We start from the raw sequence: 15,747 nt of genomic DNA on the forward strand, positions 1-15,747 counted from the left end.
GCACAATCAGCCGGAAGGCGAAGCGGCGGCCGACGCGTGCGCGCGGACGGACCGTCACGCCGCGCCGTTGGCCCACTTGCGGTGGATCCACATCCACTGCGCGGGGTACTCGCGGATCCAGCGCTCGAACACGCCATGCACCATCGCGGTGCCCGCTGCTATGTCCTCGCGCCGGTCGCCGTCGCGCGGAATCTCCACGATTTCGCCCGCGAAGCGGAAATGGACGCCGCCTTCGCGGATCACCCGAACCGCCACCACGGGCACGCCGCAGGAGCGCGCCAGCATCACTGGAAACGGGTTGGCGTAGGCGGGGCGGCCGAAGAACGGCACCTGGATGCCGCGCACGTCGCGGTGGTCGGCGAGAAAGGCGATCGCGCCGCCGCTTCGCACATGCGAGAGCATCCTGCGCGCCGTGTCGTGTCCCTTCGCGTAAAGCCCTCCGGGAAACAGTCCTGCGCGCAGCTTCGTCAGCCACGCGTCCGACAGCGGATTGCTCAACGCCTGATAGACGCCGGCCGTCCGCAGTCCGAATGTCTCCGCCGGCTGGGCGACGATTTCCCAGTTTCCGGTGTGCAGCGAGACGATGACGCAGCCGCGGGTCCGGTCGCGGAGCACGTCGGCGACGCCGTCGAGATCGTAGGTATAGCGCCCGGGTGAGTCGATCATCCGGTCGAGCTGGAACGTCTCGGCCATGATTCGCCCCAGATTCTCCCACATGTCGCGCGAAAGCGTCTCGCGCTCGGCCTGCGGCATCGAGGGATACGCCGCGCCGATGTGTTCAAGCGCGCGCGCATGACGCCCGGTCAGCGGTGCGAGTGTGCGCCAGGACCAGCCGATGACGCTCGAGGCCATATCCAGCGGCATCGCGCGGATCGCGGCGCCGAGCAGGCGCAGCGCGGCATATTCGGCCGCGTATCGCAGCCGCTGGGGCAGGGGGGCTTTGGAACTGCTCACTCGGGCTCCCGTCGATGCTTCGGGCGTCGGCGCCAATTGACCGGCATTCGCGAACCGGCTAGGCCTCGATGGAGTACTCAAGGTCGAAGCGGCGCGCAACCGGCACATTCGGTTGCCGGCGTCCGGCGGCCCTTCCCACCGATCCTCCAGGGCACCGGCAGACGCACGAATGCAGGACGTTCTCACTCTGGCCTTGCCCTTCTTCGGCTTGATCCTCGTCGGCTTCGCCTCGGGCAAGATCCGTTCCCTTCCCGCGGCCGGGCTCGACTGGATGAACTTCTTCATCCTCTATCTGGCGCTCCCGGCGCTGTTCTTCCAGCTTCTGGCCCAGACCCCGGTCGAGGAACTGACCAATCTCGCCTATGTGGCGGCCACGACCTTCGCGACCTATTGCGCCTTCGCGCTGGCCTTCTGCATCGGCGTGGTGATCACCCGCGGCAACATCGCGGTCGCCACGATCCAGGGCATGGCGGGCGCCTATTCCAACATCGGCTACATGGGGCCGGGGCTGACGCTCGCGGCCCTTGGCTCGGCTGCCGCCGTCCCCACGGCGCTGATCTTCTGCTTCGACAACATCCTGCTGTTCACGCTGCTGCCGCTGATGATGGCCCTCGGCGGCACCCAGGACGCCGACGCGAAGACGATGGCGCTGCGGGTGCTCAAGCAGATTTTCACCCATCCGTTCATTATCGCCACCATTCTCGGCGTCGGTGCCGCGGCCATCGGCTTCCAGCCGCCCAGGGCGCTGGACACGCTGCTGACCTTCCTGCGCAACGCCGCAGCACCCTGCGCCCTTTTTGCGCTCGGCGTCTCGGTGGCGCTCAGGCCGCTGGTGCGCGTGCCCGGCGAGCTGCCGGTGCTGCTGCTGATCAAGCTGATCCTGCATCCGCTGCTGATCCTGGCGTTGCTCAACTGGATCGGCGGCTTCGAGCCGCTGTGGGTCGCCACCGCCGTGCTGATGGCCTGCCTGCCGCCCGCCGCCAACGTCTTCGTCATGGCGCAGTCCTACCACACCTATGTGGAACGGGCCTCGGCGGTGGTGATGCTCGGCACCCTGGTTTCGGTGGTCACCGTCACGGCGTTTCTCTATCTGATCACCAACAACATGTTGCCCGGCCTCTGAGCGGGCTTGTAGCGTGGCGCTACGGCGACGCCAAAGCGGGACGGGTATTACCATGCAGCCACTGGACGGGATCCGGGTTCTCGACTTCACCACGCTGCTGCCGGGGCCGTTGGCGACCCTGATGCTGGCGGAGGCCGGCGCCCATGTCACCAAGATCGAGAAGCCTGGCGGCGAGGACATGCGCCACTATCCGCCCTTCGTCGGCGGCGTTTCTGCACCTTTCGCCCTGCTCAACCGCGGCAAGACCAGCGTCGAGATCGACCTGAAGGCTGCGGATGCGATCGAAACCCTGCGGCCGATGATCGAGCAGGCGGATATCCTGGTCGAACAGTTCCGCCCCGGCGTCATGGCGCGGCTGGGTCTGGGCTATGAGGCGCTCAAGGCGATCAACCCGAGGCTGATCTACTGCTCGATCTCCGGCTACGGGCAGACGGGTCCGCGCGCCGGCGAGGCCGGCCACGATCTCAACTATGTCGGCAACACCGGCCTTTTGGCGCTGTCGCATGGGGATACCGATGCGCCCACAGTCCCGCCGGCGCTGGTGGCGGATATCGGCGGCGGCTCGTTTCCCGCGCTCGCCAACATCCTGCTGGCGCTGATCGCCCGCCAGCGCACGGGCGAGGGCTGCTGCCTCGACATCGCCATGGCCGATGCCGCCTTCACTTTCGCCGTCTTCGCGCAGGCCGAGCTTGCGGCGACTGGAAAAGTGCCTGTCAGCGGGCAGGGGCTGCTGACCGGCGGCTCGCCGCGCTACCGGCTGTATCCGGCGGCCGACGGCCGGCTGATCGCGGTGGCCAGTCTCGAGCAGAAATTCTGGATCACCCTGTGCGATGTGCTGGATATTCCACAAGAGCTGCGCGACGACCGGATCGACCCGCAGGCCACCGCCCGCGCAATCGCCGGAGCCATCCGCGAAAAGACCTCAGAGGAATGGCGGCCGCTGCTCGCCAAGGCGGATTGCTGCGCCACCGTGGTGCTCGGGCTGGAGGAGGCCATGCAGGACCCGCATTTCCGTGCGCGCGGGCTGTTCGACCACATCATCGAACCGGGCGGACTGCCCGCCGCCGCCGTCCCCATCGCGCCGGGGTTCCGGAAAACCACTGCGTGACGCTGAAGGGGCGGTGCGCGCTTTGGGCGCGCCTGTGCCTCACCGGGCGTTGATTGTTTCCGACGTCTGCTGCCTCACCGGGGATGTCATCCCGGCCCCCGAGCCGGGACCCAACATGCCGTCCCGCGAGCGCCGAGACGCGTCTTTGCGCGCCAGTGTCTTAGCCAGACCGTGATTGTTTCCACAAGCGGAGAGCAGAGTGGGCCCCGGCTCGGAGGCCGGGGTGACACTCAGGTTGGAGCGGGCGTGGGGAGCCGGAGTATCGCAGTGCGCCGCGCCTATGAATGTCTCTGTGATGCTTCAACTCCCAACGTCATTCCGGACCGCGTGCACCGCAGGTGCATCGCGAGAGCCGGAACCCAGGAGGAACTCGCCGAAGGCGCTTTGTTCACTCTTCACCGCGGCATGAAGGATCATGCGCCCTGCGGGCGCTCTTCTCCGGGATTCCGGATCGCGTGATGCGGCGTTGCCGCACACGGTCCGGAATGACTTGGGAGGATTGAAGCACAACACTGGCTGCGGTGAACGGCGGCTGCTCAAGTCCTCGCGAACGACAGCCGCCGCGCCCATGAATGTCTCTGTGACGCTTCAACCCTCGACGTCATTCCGGCCCGAGCACGCTCGCAGAGCGTGTCGAGAGAGCCGGAACCCAGGAGGAACTCGCCGAAGGCGCTTTGTTCACTCGTCACCGCGGCATGAAGGATCATGCGCCCTGCGGGCGCTCTTCTCCTGGATTCCGGATCGCGTGATGCGGCGTTGCCGCACACGGTCCGGAATGACTTGGTTGAGTTGAAGCCTGAGAGCGAGGCTTGTTCGATCCGGAAAAATTTGATCGAGCCAGGTGCCCGCCCCGAACCCTACCGGCTCAGCCGTCCCAGAAGACTGTCGTCGCCGCGGGCGCTGATGAAGCCGGGCGCGACGCCCTCGCGCATCATCAGCTTGCGCAGCGGCGGGATGCGGCCGGCGAGATACAGTCCGACGCTGCGCATCATCTGGATGGGCAGGAAATCGGCCAGCAGCGTGCGGTTGAGCAGGTCCACCGCCGTGGTGCGGGTGGCGATGTCGGTGCGCCGCGCGCGCTCATAGCGGGCCATCACCTCCTCGCCGCCGATGTCCAGATGCTCGGCGCGCGCGCGCTCCAGCACATGGCCCAGCGCCTCGATGTCGCGCAGGCTCAGGTTGAGACCCTGCGCGCCGATGGGCGGGAACACATGCGCGGTCTCGCCGATCAGCGCCGAGCGCTTCGCCGCGACCTTTTCCGCCGTCATGCCCGACAGCGGATAGATCTGCACCGGGCCGTCGACCCGCATCTTGCCGAGGAAGGATTTCGCGCGCCTCTCCAGCTCCAGCGACAGCGCCTCGGGCGAAAGCGTTGTGAGTCTCTCGGCCTCGGCGGGGCGTTCCACGCACACCAGGCTCGAGCGGCCATCGCCCAGCGGCACAAGGGTGAAGGGGCCGCTGGGGGTGTGGAATTCCGTTGATGTATCGTGGTGCGGCCGGTCGTGCCGCAGGTTCAGCACCAGCGCCGCCTGGTCGTAGTTCCAGCGCTTCACTCCAATGCCGGCGGCCTCGCGCACCCGCGAATTGCGGCCATCCGCGCCCACCAGCAGCCGTGCGCGCAGCGAACCGGCGCCGGCCACCATCACCTCGCAGTCATGTGCATGGTGCACGATGCCGGTGACGAATCCCTCCACGCGGCGCAAGCTGGGCGTCGTGGCCGCCGCATCGTGAAGGATCACATTAAGATCTTCGTTCAAAATATTGTACCCGAAGGCATCAAGACCGATTTCGGCGCTGTCGAACACGGTCTCCGGCGCGCGGAAAAGTCGCTTTGTGTCGTCGACGATGCGCATCCGCTTCAAGGGCGCGGCGTGTCTGGCGATCGCCGGCCACAGGCCGATGCGGTCGAGAATGCGCACCGAGGATTCCAGCAGCGCGGTGGTGCGCCGGTCGTCGCGCGGGGCGGCGGGACCCACCAGCACGGTATCCAGGCCCGAGCGCGCCAGGAGAATCGCGGCGATCAGGCCCGAAGGTCCGGTGCCCGCGATGATCACGTCGGCCACGTCCGCGCGGGAAGCCTTTTCGTTTTCGGCATTTCGGTCGCTCTGGCTCATCGCGTGCACCCGTCGTGGTGTGGGGTTTCCAGGCGGCCCGGAGGAGCGCCCGGACAATCCGGCTTCGTAAGATCTAGGCTCATGGCAAACGCCTCGCAACCAGGGAGGCACCGCCGCTGCCAATTGTCGCTGCGCGGATTGGCGCTTGTGTGCCGGACGGCGAGCCGGTTTTATGGGCGGGACCGCCGCGGCGCGAAACGGCATCCGATTGTGATCCGGCAAAGGCGCGGCAGGGCGTGGAGTATCGACAAGGCGACATGAGTGACATTGCGAACCAGCCGCGCCCCGCAAGCCCGGTGACGAGCCGGGTTGCGGCCCTGCTGACGCGCCGGCCCGGCACGCTGGTCTACGGCGCCGTCGCCGTGGCCGCGCTGGCCGGCTGGCTGTATCTCGCGGCCATGCTCGCCGCCATGCCGTCGTCGATGGACATGGCCGAACTCGGCCCGGCATGCGGCTTTTCAACCAACTCGGCGCCTTTGCGGATCTGCCGGCGGAGGTGCGCGCGGGTCTCGCGGCCCTGTGCCTGCCTGGGTACGCCAGCAGCTTCGGAATGGCGGGCGCGGGCTCGTGGGGGCTGACCGATCTGGCGCTCGTCTACGTCATGTGGGTGATGATGGTGCTGGCGATGATGCTGCCCAGCGCCGCCCCATGCTGGCGCGCTACGCCGGGCACGTCGGCGGCTCGCAGCGGGCGGCCTCCGCCGTTGTGTCGCTCGCGGCGGGCTATCTGAGCGTCTGGTGCGCCTATTCGCTCGGCGCGACCGCCCTGCAGTGGGGCCTGCACGAGGCGCAGCTCGCCACCGCCATGATGGCCCCGGCCACCACCACGCTTTCCGCCACCACGCTGATTGCCGCGGGGCTTTATCAGTTCACGCCGCTCAAGCGCGCCTGTGTCCTGCGGTGCCATCCGCCTTATCCCGGTCTGTTCGACACCCTGGGCGAGCCTGCGCAGCGCGGCTCATACCGCGCGGGTCTGCGCCAGGGGCTCGACTGCATGGGCTGCTGCTGGGCGCTGATGGCGGTGATGTTCGCCGTCGGCGTGATGAACATCCTGTGGATCGCCGTGCTCGGAATCGTGATGGTGATCGAGAAGACTCAGCCGCAGCGCTGGATTTCTCCGCTGATCGGCGTGCTGTTTCTCGCCTGGGGACTTGCGCTTTTGGTCTCCACCGGAGTTGTTTCGGCGTTTTTCTGAGGATTGCGTCGCAATTCCGTTATGTTTGGCGCATGAATCGCTCGCCGGGGGCGTCCGATTGCGGCAGGATTTGCGCCCACCGCCGTCGCGGCGATCCCGGCGGCGGCGCAAGGACATGATGGGTTCCGCATTCGGCGTATCGCCGCATTCGGGGCCATTTTCGGGGGACGACGCGCGTCGTGATCACTCATCTTTCGCAAGCATGGCACTCGCAGGCTGCCCGGCAGCCCGGACGAGACGCCTCATGAAGACGTCCGATGCCACCGCCGTCGTGCGGGCGTTTTCCGTGCATCTGCTCACCGCCTCGGGCGCGCTTTGGGCATTGCTGGCGCTGCTCGCCGCGGCCGAGGGCAACTGGCCGATGACGTTTGCCTGGCTGGGTGTGGCGCTGCTCGTCGACGGGGTCGACGGTCCGCTGGCGCGCGCCGTGAAGATCACCGAGCGGTTGCCCAACTGGTCCGGATCCTCGCTCGATTTCGTCATTGATTACGCCACCTACGTGCTGGTACCGGCCTTCGCGCTCGCCAACTGCGGGCTGCTGGACAGTCCCTACAACCTGATCGCCGCCGGACTCGTGGTGATCACCGGCGCGCTGTACTTCGCCTATGAGGGCATGAAGACGCCGGACAATTCCTTCCGCGGCTTCCCCGTCACCTGGAACATGCTGGTGTTCGACCTGATGGTCTTTCAGGCGCTGCACGCCTGGACCTTCGTCATCGTGCTGGTGTTCGCCGTGCTGACCTTCGCGCCGGTGAACTTCGTCCACCCGGTGCGCGTCAAGCGCTGGCGGCCGCTCAATCTGGCGATAACGGCGCTGTGGCTGGGCAGTGCCTTCGCCGCGGCGCGCAACGGCATGGTCGCGGAAGGCGCGGTGGGAATCGGCCTGGCCGCCTCCAGCCTCTATCTGCTGGGCGTCGGCGCCTTGCTGCAGCTCGCCAAGCGCAGCGCCGCGAAGACGGCGGGATGATGCCATGATCGCGTGGGTATTCGATCCGGCCATCTGGGCCAGCCTGATCACCCTGACGGTGATGGAGATCGTGCTGGGCATCGACAACATCGTGTTCATCTCGGTGATCGTCGGACGGCTGCCCGACGCCCTGGCCGACCGCGCCCGCAAGATCGGGCTTGCTCTGGCGCTTGGGTTCCGCATCGCCCTGCTTGCCGCGCTGGCCTGGCTCATCGGCCTGCAGGACACGCTGTTTTCCTTTGCCGGGGAGGCGTTCTCCTGGCGCGATCTGATCCTGCTGGCCGGCGGGCTGTTTCTGCTGTTCAAGGCGACCCACGAGATCCATCAGGGGATCGAGGGCGGCGAGGAGGGCGGCGCGTCCGCATCGGGCACCGCCACATTCGCCGCCGTGATCGCCCAGATCATCGTCATCGACATGGTGTTCTCGGTGGATTCGATCCTCACCGCCATCGGCATGGCCGAGCATCTGGGGGTCATGGTCGCCGCCGTGGTGATCGCCATGATCATCATGTATGTGGCCTCGGGCGCCATCGCCGCCTTCATCAAGAACCATCCGACCACCAAGATGCTGGCGCTGGCGTTCCTGCTGCTGATCGGCGTGGCGCTGGTCGCCGACGGCGTCGGCTTCCACATTCCGCGCGGCTACATCTACTTCGCCATGGCGTTCGCCGGCGGCGTCGAGATGGTCAATATCATCGCCGCGGCGCGCCGGGCGAGGGCGCGGGAAAAGTCCTGACGCCCCTGTGCCCGGCGGCCTTCGCGCTGTAAACACAACGTATAAGATCACAAGCGATCACGCACGGGGAAGCACAATGGTCAAGGCACTGCGGGTTCACGAGACGGGCGGACCGGAGGTCATGCGGTTCGAGGACGTCGAGGTCGGCGACCCGGGTCCGGGCGAGGCGCGGGTGCGCCACGGCGCGATCGGTCTGAACTTTCTCGACACCTATTTCCGCTCAGGGCTCTATCCCGCTCCGGCCGGGCTGCCGTTCATTCCCGGAAACGAGGGCGCGGGCACGGTCGTGGCGCTCGGCGAGGGCGTCACCGATCTCGCGGTGGGCGACCGCGTCGCCTACGTCGGTCCGCTGGGTTCCTACGCGCAGGAGCGTCTGGTTCCCGCCGACCGGCTGGTGAAGACGCCCGCGGGCATCGACGACAAGACCGCCGCCGGCATGATGCTCAAGGGCATGACCGCGCGCTATCTGCTGCGCAGGACCTTCAAGGTGACTCCGGACACGGTGCTGCTGTTTCACGCCGCGGCCGGCGGCGTCGGCCAGATCGCGGGCCAGTGGGCGCGCCACATCGGAGCCACCGCCATCGGTACTGTGGGTTCGGACGCCAAGGCGGAGATCGCGCGGGCGGCCGGCTACACCCACGTGATCAACTACCGCACCGAGAATTTCGTCGAGCGCGTCAAGGAGATCACCGGCGGCGCGGGCTGCGACGTGGTCTATGATTCCGTGGGCAAGGACACCTGGGCCGGGTCGCTCGACTGCCTCAAGCCGCTCGGCCTGTGGGTCACCTTCGGCCAGTCGTCCGGGCCGGTCCCGGACTTCAACCTCGGCCTGCTGGGCAAAAAGGGGTCGCTCTTCGTCACCCGGCCGACGGTGTTCAGCTATATCGCGGCGCGCGCCGATCTGTTGGAGACGGCGGGGGATCTCTTCGACGTGGTTGCCTCGGGCGCGGTGAAAATCCCGGTCAACCAGGAATACGCCCTGGCGGACGGCGTGAAGGCGCATCAGGATCTCGAAGGCCGCAGGACCACCGGCACCACGGTGCTGATTCCGTAGGGCGGCGGAGGCGGTCCACACCGCGAACAGGGGGAAACGTTCTGGACCGCGTTCGATATCTCTATGGCCCGGCGGTGCGCTACTTCGAGGCGGTGGCGCGCGCAGGCTCCATGCGCGGCGCCGCCCGCGAGCTGAACGTCGCCTCCTCGGCGGTCAACCGGCAGGTGCTGTCGCTGGAGGACCAGCTCGGCGTGCAGCTCTTCGACCGGGTGGGCCGCGGCTTGCGGCTGTCGCACGCGGGCGAGATCCTGCTCGCCCACGTGCGCCGCACGCTCGGCGACTACGAGGCGACGTTCTCCGAACTCGACGCGCTCAAGGGCCTGCGCCGCGGCATCGTGCGGGTGGCGGCGGTGGAAAGCGTCATCGAGGTGATCCTGCCCGATATCGTCTCCGCGTTTCGCACGAAGTTCTCCGGCATCCACGTTGAGGTGTCGGTCGACGATTCGGAAACCGTCGCCGCCAGGGTCGAGGCGGCGGAGGCCGATGTCGGCTTCACCTACGAGCCGCCTGAGACCCCGCGCCTGTCGGTGAATTTCCAACGCGATCTGCCCATCGGCTGCATCATGGCGCCGGACCATCCGCTGGCGGCGCGCGACGATCTCAGTCTCGCGGAGTGTTTCGCCTATCCGGTGGCGATGCCGGCCCGGGCCTGTCGCTGCGCGCGCGCATCGACGCCACGTTTGGCGCCAAGAGCCAGTCCAAGCGCACCTTTGTGGAATCCAACTCCCTGCGCTTCATGAAGGCGCTGGCCCGAAAGGGCTCCTGCGTCGCCTTTCAGACCCGGGTGGGGCTGGAAGACGACCTCGCGGCGGGCCGGCTGGTGTTCCGGAAACTCTCCGACGTGCCGCTGCAGCGCGACCGCTTCGCCATCATCACGTCGGCGCACCGGGGTCTTGCTCTGGCCCCGGCGATGTTCTTCGATCACGCCGTCAGCGTGTTGCGGCAGACATTGATTGTCGATTGATGCCTTTTCGGCATCGTTGGGCACTGTTTTCTGTTCTTTTGCGCACGTTAAGACTGGTGCACACTGAATCACCATGCTCAAATTGTGATCGTGTGTTTGCTGGCGGAGAGCGCGGCGAATGATCGCCGCAACACCGGCGAACCGGGGATCAAGGGCGGTTTGGGCGCGCGAACGGGTGTTCGACGAAGGCCGGGCGGTTCAGAATCACAATCTTGGTGTATTTTTGTTTTGGCCCGATGACAGCATTGTGCCTGAACGGGCTTTTTGATCGGGAGTTCCATGGGACGGTTGACCACCCATGTTCTGGATACCGCGTCGGGACGTCCCGCCGCCGGCCTGACGATCGAGCTCAGGCGTCTGGGCGATGACGCGGGACTGCTCAAGACCGTCGCGACCAACAATGACGGCCGGGTCGACGCGCCGTTGCTCGAAGGCGACGCCTATGCGCCCGGCGTCTACGAGTTGACGTTCTTTGCCGGCGACTATCTGCGCGGCCAGGGGCACGATCTGCCCGCGCCGGCCTTTCTCGATGTGGTTCCGATCCGCTTCGGCATCGCCGCGGGCGAGGAGCATTATCACGTGCCGCTGCTGATCTCGCCCTACGGCTATTCGACCTACAAGGGGAGCTGACTCATGCGCGCATCGCTCCGGTTCTTCAGACGCGGCGAGACCGTCAGCCTGACCAACGTCGGACCGGCGGAAACGCTGCTCGATTACCTGCGTTTGCGCGAGGGAAGCTGCGGCACCAAGGAAGGCTGCGGCGAGGGCGATTGCGGCGCCTGCACCGTGGCCATCGGCCGGGTTCAGGACGGGGTCGTGCGCTACGAGCCGGTCAACGCCTGCATCCAGCTTCTCGGCATGATCGACGGCTGCGAGGTGGTCACCGTCGATGATCTCGCGCGAGGCGCCGGCGAGGGCATGCTGCATCCGGTGCAGGACGCCATGCTGCGCCACCACGGTTCCCAATGCGGCTTCTGCACGCCGGGTATCGTCATGAGCCTGTTCACGCTCTATCACGACGACCACGGCGCGCCCGACCGCAAGGCCGTCAACGACCGGCTGGCGGGCAATCTCTGCCGCTGCACCGGCTACCGGCCGATCATCGATGCGGCGATGGAGGTGTGTTTCGAACCCGCCGACGACGCCTGGAGCGAGAACGCTGCGGAGACGCTCTCCGCCCTCGGCGCGCTCGACGACGGCGCGAACCTGTTTATCGGCGACGAGGATCGCTTTTTCGCAAGCCCCGCCGACGTCGACGCCTTGACCGATCTGTTCATGGCGCATCCGGACGCGACGCTGGTCGCCGGCGCCACGGATGTGGGCCTGTGGATCACCAAGCAGCTGCGCGATCTGCCCAAGGTGATCTGGCTTGGCCGGGTCGCCGGGCTGGATCGGGTGGAAACGGTCGAAGGCGGATTGATCATCGGCGCCACCGCCACCTACGCGCGCAGCCATTCCGCCATCGCCGCGATTGATCCCGATCTGGGGGAGCTGTGGCGGCGTATTGGCTCCATGCAGGTGCGCGCCCGTGGCACGGTTGGCGGCAACATCGCCAACGGCTCGCCCATCGGCGACACGCCGCCCGCGCTGATCGCGCTCGGCGCGACGCTGGAGCTGCGCTGCGGATCGGAAGCCCGCACGGTGCCTCTGGAGGATTTCTTCATCGATTACGGCAAGCAGGATCTGCGCCCGGGCGAGCTCGTCACCGGCGTGTTCGTGCCCAAGATGAAGCCCAATCACCGCTTCCGCGCCTACAAGCTCTCCAAGCGCTTCGACCAGGACATTTCCGCCGTCATGGGCGCGTTCCGGATCACGCTGGAAGATGATGGTCTGACGATCGGCAAGGCGCGCATCGCTTACGGGGGCATGGCGGCGACGCCCAAGCGCGCGAAGGGAGCCGAAAGCGCGCTGATCGGTGCGCGATTGTCCGAACCGGGCACCTGGTCGCGCGCCCTGCGCTGCATCGGCGAGGAATTCACGCCGCTCACCGACATGCGCGCCAGCAGCAGCTATCGCAGCGAGACGGCGCGCGCGCTGCTGGCCAAGGCGCTGGTGGAGATCGCCGGCATGAACACCGCGCGCACGCGGATCACCGGAATCAGGGAGGCGGCGCTTGACCCGGTTGCCTGACGCCCCCGATGCCCTTGAGGTGAAAGACCCTCCGGCGCGCGAAGCCCCGCGCCGGAGGCGCATGACATGCCGGACCCGGTGAGCCGGTCCGGCCCGTCCGTCCGCCAGCCCGTGCCGCACGACAGCGCCGCCGGCCACGTCAGCGGACAGGCCATCTACGTCGACGACATGCGCGAGCCAGCGGGCACGCTGCACATTGCGCCGGGCTACGCGCGCGATGCCGTGCGCGGGCGCATTCTCAGCGTCGATCTGTCCGCCGTGCGTGCCGCTCCGGGCGTGGTCCGGGTGCTGACGGGCGAGGACATTCGCGGCACCAACGATTGCTCGCCGTCGATCGGCGACGATCCGGTGCTCGCCATCGACGAGATCCTGTTTCACGGCCAGGTGGTCTTCGCCGTGCTCGCCCGAACGCGTGACGAGGCCCGGCGCGCCAGTATTCTAGCGAAGATCGAGGTCGAGGCGCGCGATCCAATCATCAGCGTCGATGATGCGCTCGCGCGCGGCGGCGACACGGTGCTGCCGGACTATGAATTCCGCCGCGGCCAGCCGGAAGCCTCGCTGGAGACCTCGCAACGCACCGTCTCGGGCAACATGCACATCGGCGGCCAGGAGCATTTCTATCTCGAGGGCCAGATCGCGCTGGCCGTGCCGGGCGACGCCGGCGACATCACCGTGCACAGCTCCACACAGCATCCCAGCGAGGTTCAGCACACGGTCGCCAAGGTTCTCGGGCTCAGCGAGGCCAAGGTAACCATCGAGGTCCGCCGCATGGGCGGGGCGTTTGGCGGCAAGGAAAGTCAGGCCAACCAGTGGGCGGCGCTCGCAGCGCTTGGCACCCAGGTCACCGGGCGTCCGTGCAAGATCCGGCTCGATCGCGATGACGACATGATCATGACCGGCAAGCGGCATGATTTCCGGGTCGACTACACGGTTGGGTTTGAACCCGACGGCACCATCCAGGCGGTCGACATGGCCTTCGCGTCGCGCTGCGGCTATTCCGCCGATCTGTCGCTGGGCATCAACGACCGCACGATGTTCCACGCCGACAGCGCCTATTTCTATCCCGACGCGCTGATCACCTCGCGGCGCATGCGCACCGACACCTGCTCCAACACGGCGTTTCGTGGTTTCGGCGGCCCGCAGGGCATGATCGCCGCCGAGCGGATGATCGATTCCATCGCGATTTCTCTGGGCGCCGATCCGCTCGATATCCGCAAGGCCAATTTCTATGCGGACGGCCGCGACGTCACCCACTACGGCATGCCGGTGGAGGAAACCGGCACCCTGAGCGGCATCGTCTCGGAGCTGGAGCGCACCAGCGACTACCGCGCCCGGCGCGAGACGATCCGGCGATTCAATTCCGAGAACCACATCCTCAAGAAGGGCCTGTCGCTGACGCCGGTGAAATTCGGCATCGCCTTCACGCTCATCCATCTCAACCAGGCCGGCGCGCTGGTGCATCTGTACCAGGACGGCTCGGTGCACCTGAACCACGGCGGCACAGAGATGGGGCAGGGGCTGTTCACCAAGGTCGCCCAGGTGGTGGCCGACGAACTCGGCGTGACGCTGGACCGCGTCTCGATCACCGCCACCCATACCGGCAAGGTGCCCAACACGGGGCCGACGGCGGCCTCGTCGGGATCCGATCTCAACGCCATGGCGGCGCGCCGGGCGGCGGAAGTCATCCGCCACCGGCTGGCCAGCTTCGCCTCCGACAAGCACGGCGTCCCCATCGATGCGGTCGAATTCGCCGACAACACCGTGATCTGCGGCGGCAAGGTGATTCCGCTGGCGACCCTCGCCCATCAGGCGCACGTGGCGCGCATCCAGCTTTCCTCAACCGGTTTCTATGCGACGCCGAAAATCACCTGGGACCGGGAGAAGGCGCAGGGCCGCCCGTTCCTCTATTTCGCCTATGGCGCGGCGTGCTCGGAAGTGACGCTGGACACGATGACCGGCGAGATGCGGGTGGACCGGGTCGACATCCTCCATGACGTGGGCAAGTCCATCAATCCGGCCATCGACATCGGCCAGATCGAGGGCGGCTTCGTCCAGGGCATGGGCTGGCTGACCACCGAGGAGCTGGTGTGGGACGACAAGGGCAAGCTCAGAACCCACGCGCCGTCGACCTACAAGATCCCCACCGCATCCGACGTGCCGGAGGATTTCCGCGTCGATCTGTGGCGCTCGCTGGGCAATCCCGAGCCGACGATCTACCGCTCCAAGGCGGTCGGCGAGCCGCCGCTGATGCTTGCCAATTCCGTCTTCGGCGCGATCACCGACGCCATCGCCAGTATCAAGCCCGGCGTCGTGCCGCCGCTCGACGCCCCGGCCACCCCGGAAGCCATTCTTGCGGCCATCCGCGCCACAAAGACCGCGGAGCCGGCGTGATGGCGGGATGGGCACAGGTCGCGGACAATATCGAGGCTCAGGGCGCCTGCGTGCTGGTCTCCATCATCGAAACCCGCGGCTCCGCGCCGCGCGAGGCCGGGGCGCGCATGGTCGTGCGGCCCGACGGCGGATTTCACGGCACCATCGGCGGCGGCCGGTTGGAATGGCAGGCGCTGGCGCAGGCGCAGAAGCTGTTCGCCGCGCCGCAAGGGTTCGTCACCCGCGAGCATGTGTTGGGCCCGATCTCGGCCAGTGCTGCGGCGGCCGCGTGACGCTGGCCTTCGAGATGTTCTCAGCCGACCGGCTTCATGCGGTCCGGGCGCTGGCGGCGCTCGAGGCGGAGGGCGATTTCGTCACCCGTGCCCGTGTTTCCGGCGCCGCGCCCCTGGAACGCTCCGTCATCGATGACGCGGAGTTGCACGGCGCGGCCGCGCGGTTTGAAAACGGCGTGCTGCTGGAGCGGTTTGGTGCGGCGCGCACGCCGCTCTATCTCTTCGGCGCGGGACATGTGGCGCGCGCGCTGGTGCTGGCGCTCGCGCCGCTGCCCTTTTCCGTCACCTGGGTCGATCCGCGCGCCGAGGCCTTCCCCTACCATGTTCCGGGCAACGTGGTGTGCCGGCATGAGGCGGACCCGGCAAGCGTTCTGGCTGAGGCGCAAGACGGCGCCTTCGTGCTGGTGATGACGCACAGCCACACGCTGGATCAGGAGATCGTGCATGCGGCGCTGGACGCGGGGCGCTTCGACTACGTCGGGCTGATCGGCAGCGCGACCAAACGCGCGCGCTTCCTCTCGCGTATGCGCCAGGCGGGATTGTGCGAGGAGGCGCTCGGCGCGCTCGTCTGCCCGATCGGCGTTAAGGGCATCGCCGGCAAGGAGCCCGCGGTGCTGGCGGCGGCCACCGTGGCGGAGTTGCTGGTGCGGCGGGAGGCCGCGGCGGCCATGGCAGGCGTTGAGGCACCGGGTGACGTCGAAGCGCCGCTCGTGCGCCTCGCGGATGCGAACTAGGGGGAG

The 15,747-nt window shown here is 67.4% G+C and carries 15 protein-coding genes and 1 pseudogene; 14 read left to right on the forward strand and 2 right to left on the reverse strand.

Annotated elements, in window-relative coordinates:
• Window positions 1-54 precede the first annotated feature (54 nt).
• A complete protein-coding gene (locus D1F64_RS11590) occupies window positions 55-954 on the reverse strand; it encodes a lipid A biosynthesis acyltransferase (protein ID WP_205470443.1) in 900 nt (299 codons plus the stop codon).
• A 169-nt stretch (window positions 955-1,123) separates the two neighbouring features.
• Here D1F64_RS11590 and D1F64_RS11595 point away from each other — a divergent pair, with 169 nt between their 5' ends.
• Both D1F64_RS11595 and D1F64_RS11600 read left to right on the forward strand, forming a co-directional pair.
• Complete coding sequence (locus tag D1F64_RS11595) at window positions 1,124-2,077, forward strand: AEC family transporter (protein WP_117412578.1); 954 nt, start codon at window positions 1,124-1,126, stop codon at window positions 2,075-2,077.
• 52 nt (window positions 2,078-2,129) lie between these two features.
• Window positions 2,130-3,185: a CoA transferase gene (locus tag D1F64_RS11600; RefSeq protein WP_117412579.1), complete on the forward strand. Its 1,056-nt coding sequence runs from the start codon at window positions 2,130-2,132 to the stop codon at window positions 3,183-3,185.
• An 857-nt stretch (window positions 3,186-4,042) separates the two neighbouring features.
• Here the strand turns inward: D1F64_RS11600 and D1F64_RS11605 are convergent.
• Window positions 4,043-5,299: a UbiH/UbiF family hydroxylase gene (locus D1F64_RS11605; RefSeq protein WP_117412580.1), complete on the reverse strand. Its 1,257-nt coding sequence runs from the start codon at window positions 5,297-5,299 to the stop codon at window positions 4,043-4,045.
• Window positions 5,300-5,556: 257 nt separating this feature from the next.
• Between D1F64_RS11605 and D1F64_RS23335 the strand changes: the two genes are divergently transcribed.
• The 12 genes and pseudogenes from D1F64_RS23335 (at window position 5,557) to xdhC (ending at window position 15,741) form a co-directional block, all read left to right on the forward strand.
• Complete coding sequence (locus tag D1F64_RS23335; RefSeq protein WP_162901485.1) at window positions 5,557-5,877, forward strand: hypothetical protein; 321 nt, start codon at window positions 5,557-5,559, stop codon at window positions 5,875-5,877.
• A 70-nt stretch (window positions 5,878-5,947) separates the two neighbouring features.
• The gene (locus D1F64_RS11610) at window positions 5,948-6,493 is read left to right on the forward strand and encodes a DUF2182 domain-containing protein (protein ID WP_117412581.1); all 546 of its coding nucleotides are present in this window, start codon (window positions 5,948-5,950) and stop codon (window positions 6,491-6,493) included.
• Window positions 6,494-6,737: 244 nt separating this feature from the next.
• Window positions 6,738-7,460 (forward strand): CDP-alcohol phosphatidyltransferase family protein, encoded by a 723-nt coding sequence (locus D1F64_RS11615; protein WP_117412582.1) that lies wholly within the window; start codon window positions 6,738-6,740, stop codon window positions 7,458-7,460.
• 4 nt (window positions 7,461-7,464) lie between these two features.
• A complete protein-coding gene (locus D1F64_RS11620) occupies window positions 7,465-8,196 on the forward strand; it encodes a TerC family protein (protein ID WP_117412583.1) in 732 nt (243 codons plus the stop codon).
• A 76-nt stretch (window positions 8,197-8,272) separates the two neighbouring features.
• Window positions 8,273-9,250, forward strand: a complete 978-nt coding sequence (locus tag D1F64_RS11625) for a quinone oxidoreductase (RefSeq protein ID WP_117412584.1) — start codon at window positions 8,273-8,275, stop codon at window positions 9,248-9,250.
• A gap of 110 nt (window positions 9,251-9,360) precedes the next feature.
• Window positions 9,361-10,214: pseudogene (locus tag D1F64_RS11630) on the forward strand (LysR family transcriptional regulator).
• 118 nt (window positions 10,215-10,332) lie between these two features.
• The gene (locus D1F64_RS23340; RefSeq protein WP_162901486.1) at window positions 10,333-10,482 is read left to right on the forward strand and encodes a hypothetical protein; all 150 of its coding nucleotides are present in this window, start codon (window positions 10,333-10,335) and stop codon (window positions 10,480-10,482) included.
• An 11-nt stretch (window positions 10,483-10,493) separates the two neighbouring features.
• Window positions 10,494-10,844: a hydroxyisourate hydrolase gene (gene uraH / locus D1F64_RS11635; protein ID WP_117412585.1), complete on the forward strand. Its 351-nt coding sequence runs from the start codon at window positions 10,494-10,496 to the stop codon at window positions 10,842-10,844.
• Between the two features lie 3 nt (window positions 10,845-10,847).
• Window positions 10,848-12,344 (forward strand): xanthine dehydrogenase small subunit, encoded by a 1,497-nt coding sequence (xdhA, locus tag D1F64_RS11640; protein ID WP_117412586.1) that lies wholly within the window; start codon window positions 10,848-10,850, stop codon window positions 12,342-12,344.
• Between the two features lie 66 nt (window positions 12,345-12,410).
• Window positions 12,411-14,735: a xanthine dehydrogenase molybdopterin binding subunit gene (gene xdhB / locus D1F64_RS11645; RefSeq protein WP_117412587.1), complete on the forward strand. Its 2,325-nt coding sequence runs from the start codon at window positions 12,411-12,413 to the stop codon at window positions 14,733-14,735.
• Complete coding sequence (locus D1F64_RS24575) at window positions 14,735-15,007, forward strand: XdhC family protein (RefSeq protein ID WP_248304432.1); 273 nt, start codon at window positions 14,735-14,737, stop codon at window positions 15,005-15,007. The genes xdhB and D1F64_RS24575 overlap by 1 nt, the downstream gene beginning before the upstream one ends.
• Window positions 14,899-15,741 (forward strand): xanthine dehydrogenase accessory protein XdhC, encoded by an 843-nt coding sequence (gene xdhC / locus D1F64_RS11650; RefSeq protein ID WP_248304433.1) that lies wholly within the window; start codon window positions 14,899-14,901, stop codon window positions 15,739-15,741. Before D1F64_RS24575 ends, xdhC begins: the two co-directional genes overlap by 109 nt.
• The last annotated feature ends 6 nt before the right edge of the window (window positions 15,742-15,747 follow it).

Origin of the sequence: Breoghania sp. L-A4, from assembly GCF_003432385.1 — a bacterium.
Taxonomy (GTDB): Bacteria; Pseudomonadota; Alphaproteobacteria; order Rhizobiales; family Stappiaceae; genus Breoghania.

What these genes read in the sequence shown, in the direction of transcription:
- D1F64_RS11595 (WP_117412578.1), top strand. Translation starts at nt 1,124, where the DNA reads ATGCAGGACGTTCTCACTCTGGCCTTGCCCTTCTTCGGCTTGATCCTC.
- D1F64_RS11600 (WP_117412579.1), top strand. Translation starts at nt 2,130, where the DNA reads ATGCAGCCACTGGACGGGATCCGGGTTCTCGACTTCACCACGCTGCTG.
- D1F64_RS11605 (WP_117412580.1), bottom strand. Translation starts at nt 5,299, where the DNA reads ATGAGCCAGAGCGACCGAAATGCCGAAAACGAAAAGGCTTCCCGCGCG.
- D1F64_RS23335 (WP_162901485.1), top strand. Translation starts at nt 5,557, where the DNA reads ATGAGTGACATTGCGAACCAGCCGCGCCCCGCAAGCCCGGTGACGAGC.
- D1F64_RS11610 (WP_117412581.1), top strand. Translation starts at nt 5,948, where the DNA reads ATGCTGGCGCGCTACGCCGGGCACGTCGGCGGCTCGCAGCGGGCGGCC.
- D1F64_RS11615 (WP_117412582.1), top strand. Translation starts at nt 6,738, where the DNA reads ATGAAGACGTCCGATGCCACCGCCGTCGTGCGGGCGTTTTCCGTGCAT.
- D1F64_RS11620 (WP_117412583.1), top strand. Translation starts at nt 7,465, where the DNA reads ATGATCGCGTGGGTATTCGATCCGGCCATCTGGGCCAGCCTGATCACC.
- D1F64_RS11625 (WP_117412584.1), top strand. Translation starts at nt 8,273, where the DNA reads ATGGTCAAGGCACTGCGGGTTCACGAGACGGGCGGACCGGAGGTCATG.
- D1F64_RS23340 (WP_162901486.1), top strand. Translation starts at nt 10,333, where the DNA reads ATGATCGCCGCAACACCGGCGAACCGGGGATCAAGGGCGGTTTGGGCG.
- uraH (WP_117412585.1), top strand. Translation starts at nt 10,494, where the DNA reads ATGGGACGGTTGACCACCCATGTTCTGGATACCGCGTCGGGACGTCCC.
- xdhA (WP_117412586.1), top strand. Translation starts at nt 10,848, where the DNA reads ATGCGCGCATCGCTCCGGTTCTTCAGACGCGGCGAGACCGTCAGCCTG.
- xdhB (WP_117412587.1), top strand. Translation starts at nt 12,411, where the DNA reads ATGCCGGACCCGGTGAGCCGGTCCGGCCCGTCCGTCCGCCAGCCCGTG.
- D1F64_RS24575 (WP_248304432.1), top strand. Translation starts at nt 14,735, where the DNA reads ATGGCGGGATGGGCACAGGTCGCGGACAATATCGAGGCTCAGGGCGCC.
- xdhC (WP_248304433.1), top strand. Translation starts at nt 14,899, where the DNA reads ATGGCAGGCGCTGGCGCAGGCGCAGAAGCTGTTCGCCGCGCCGCAAGG.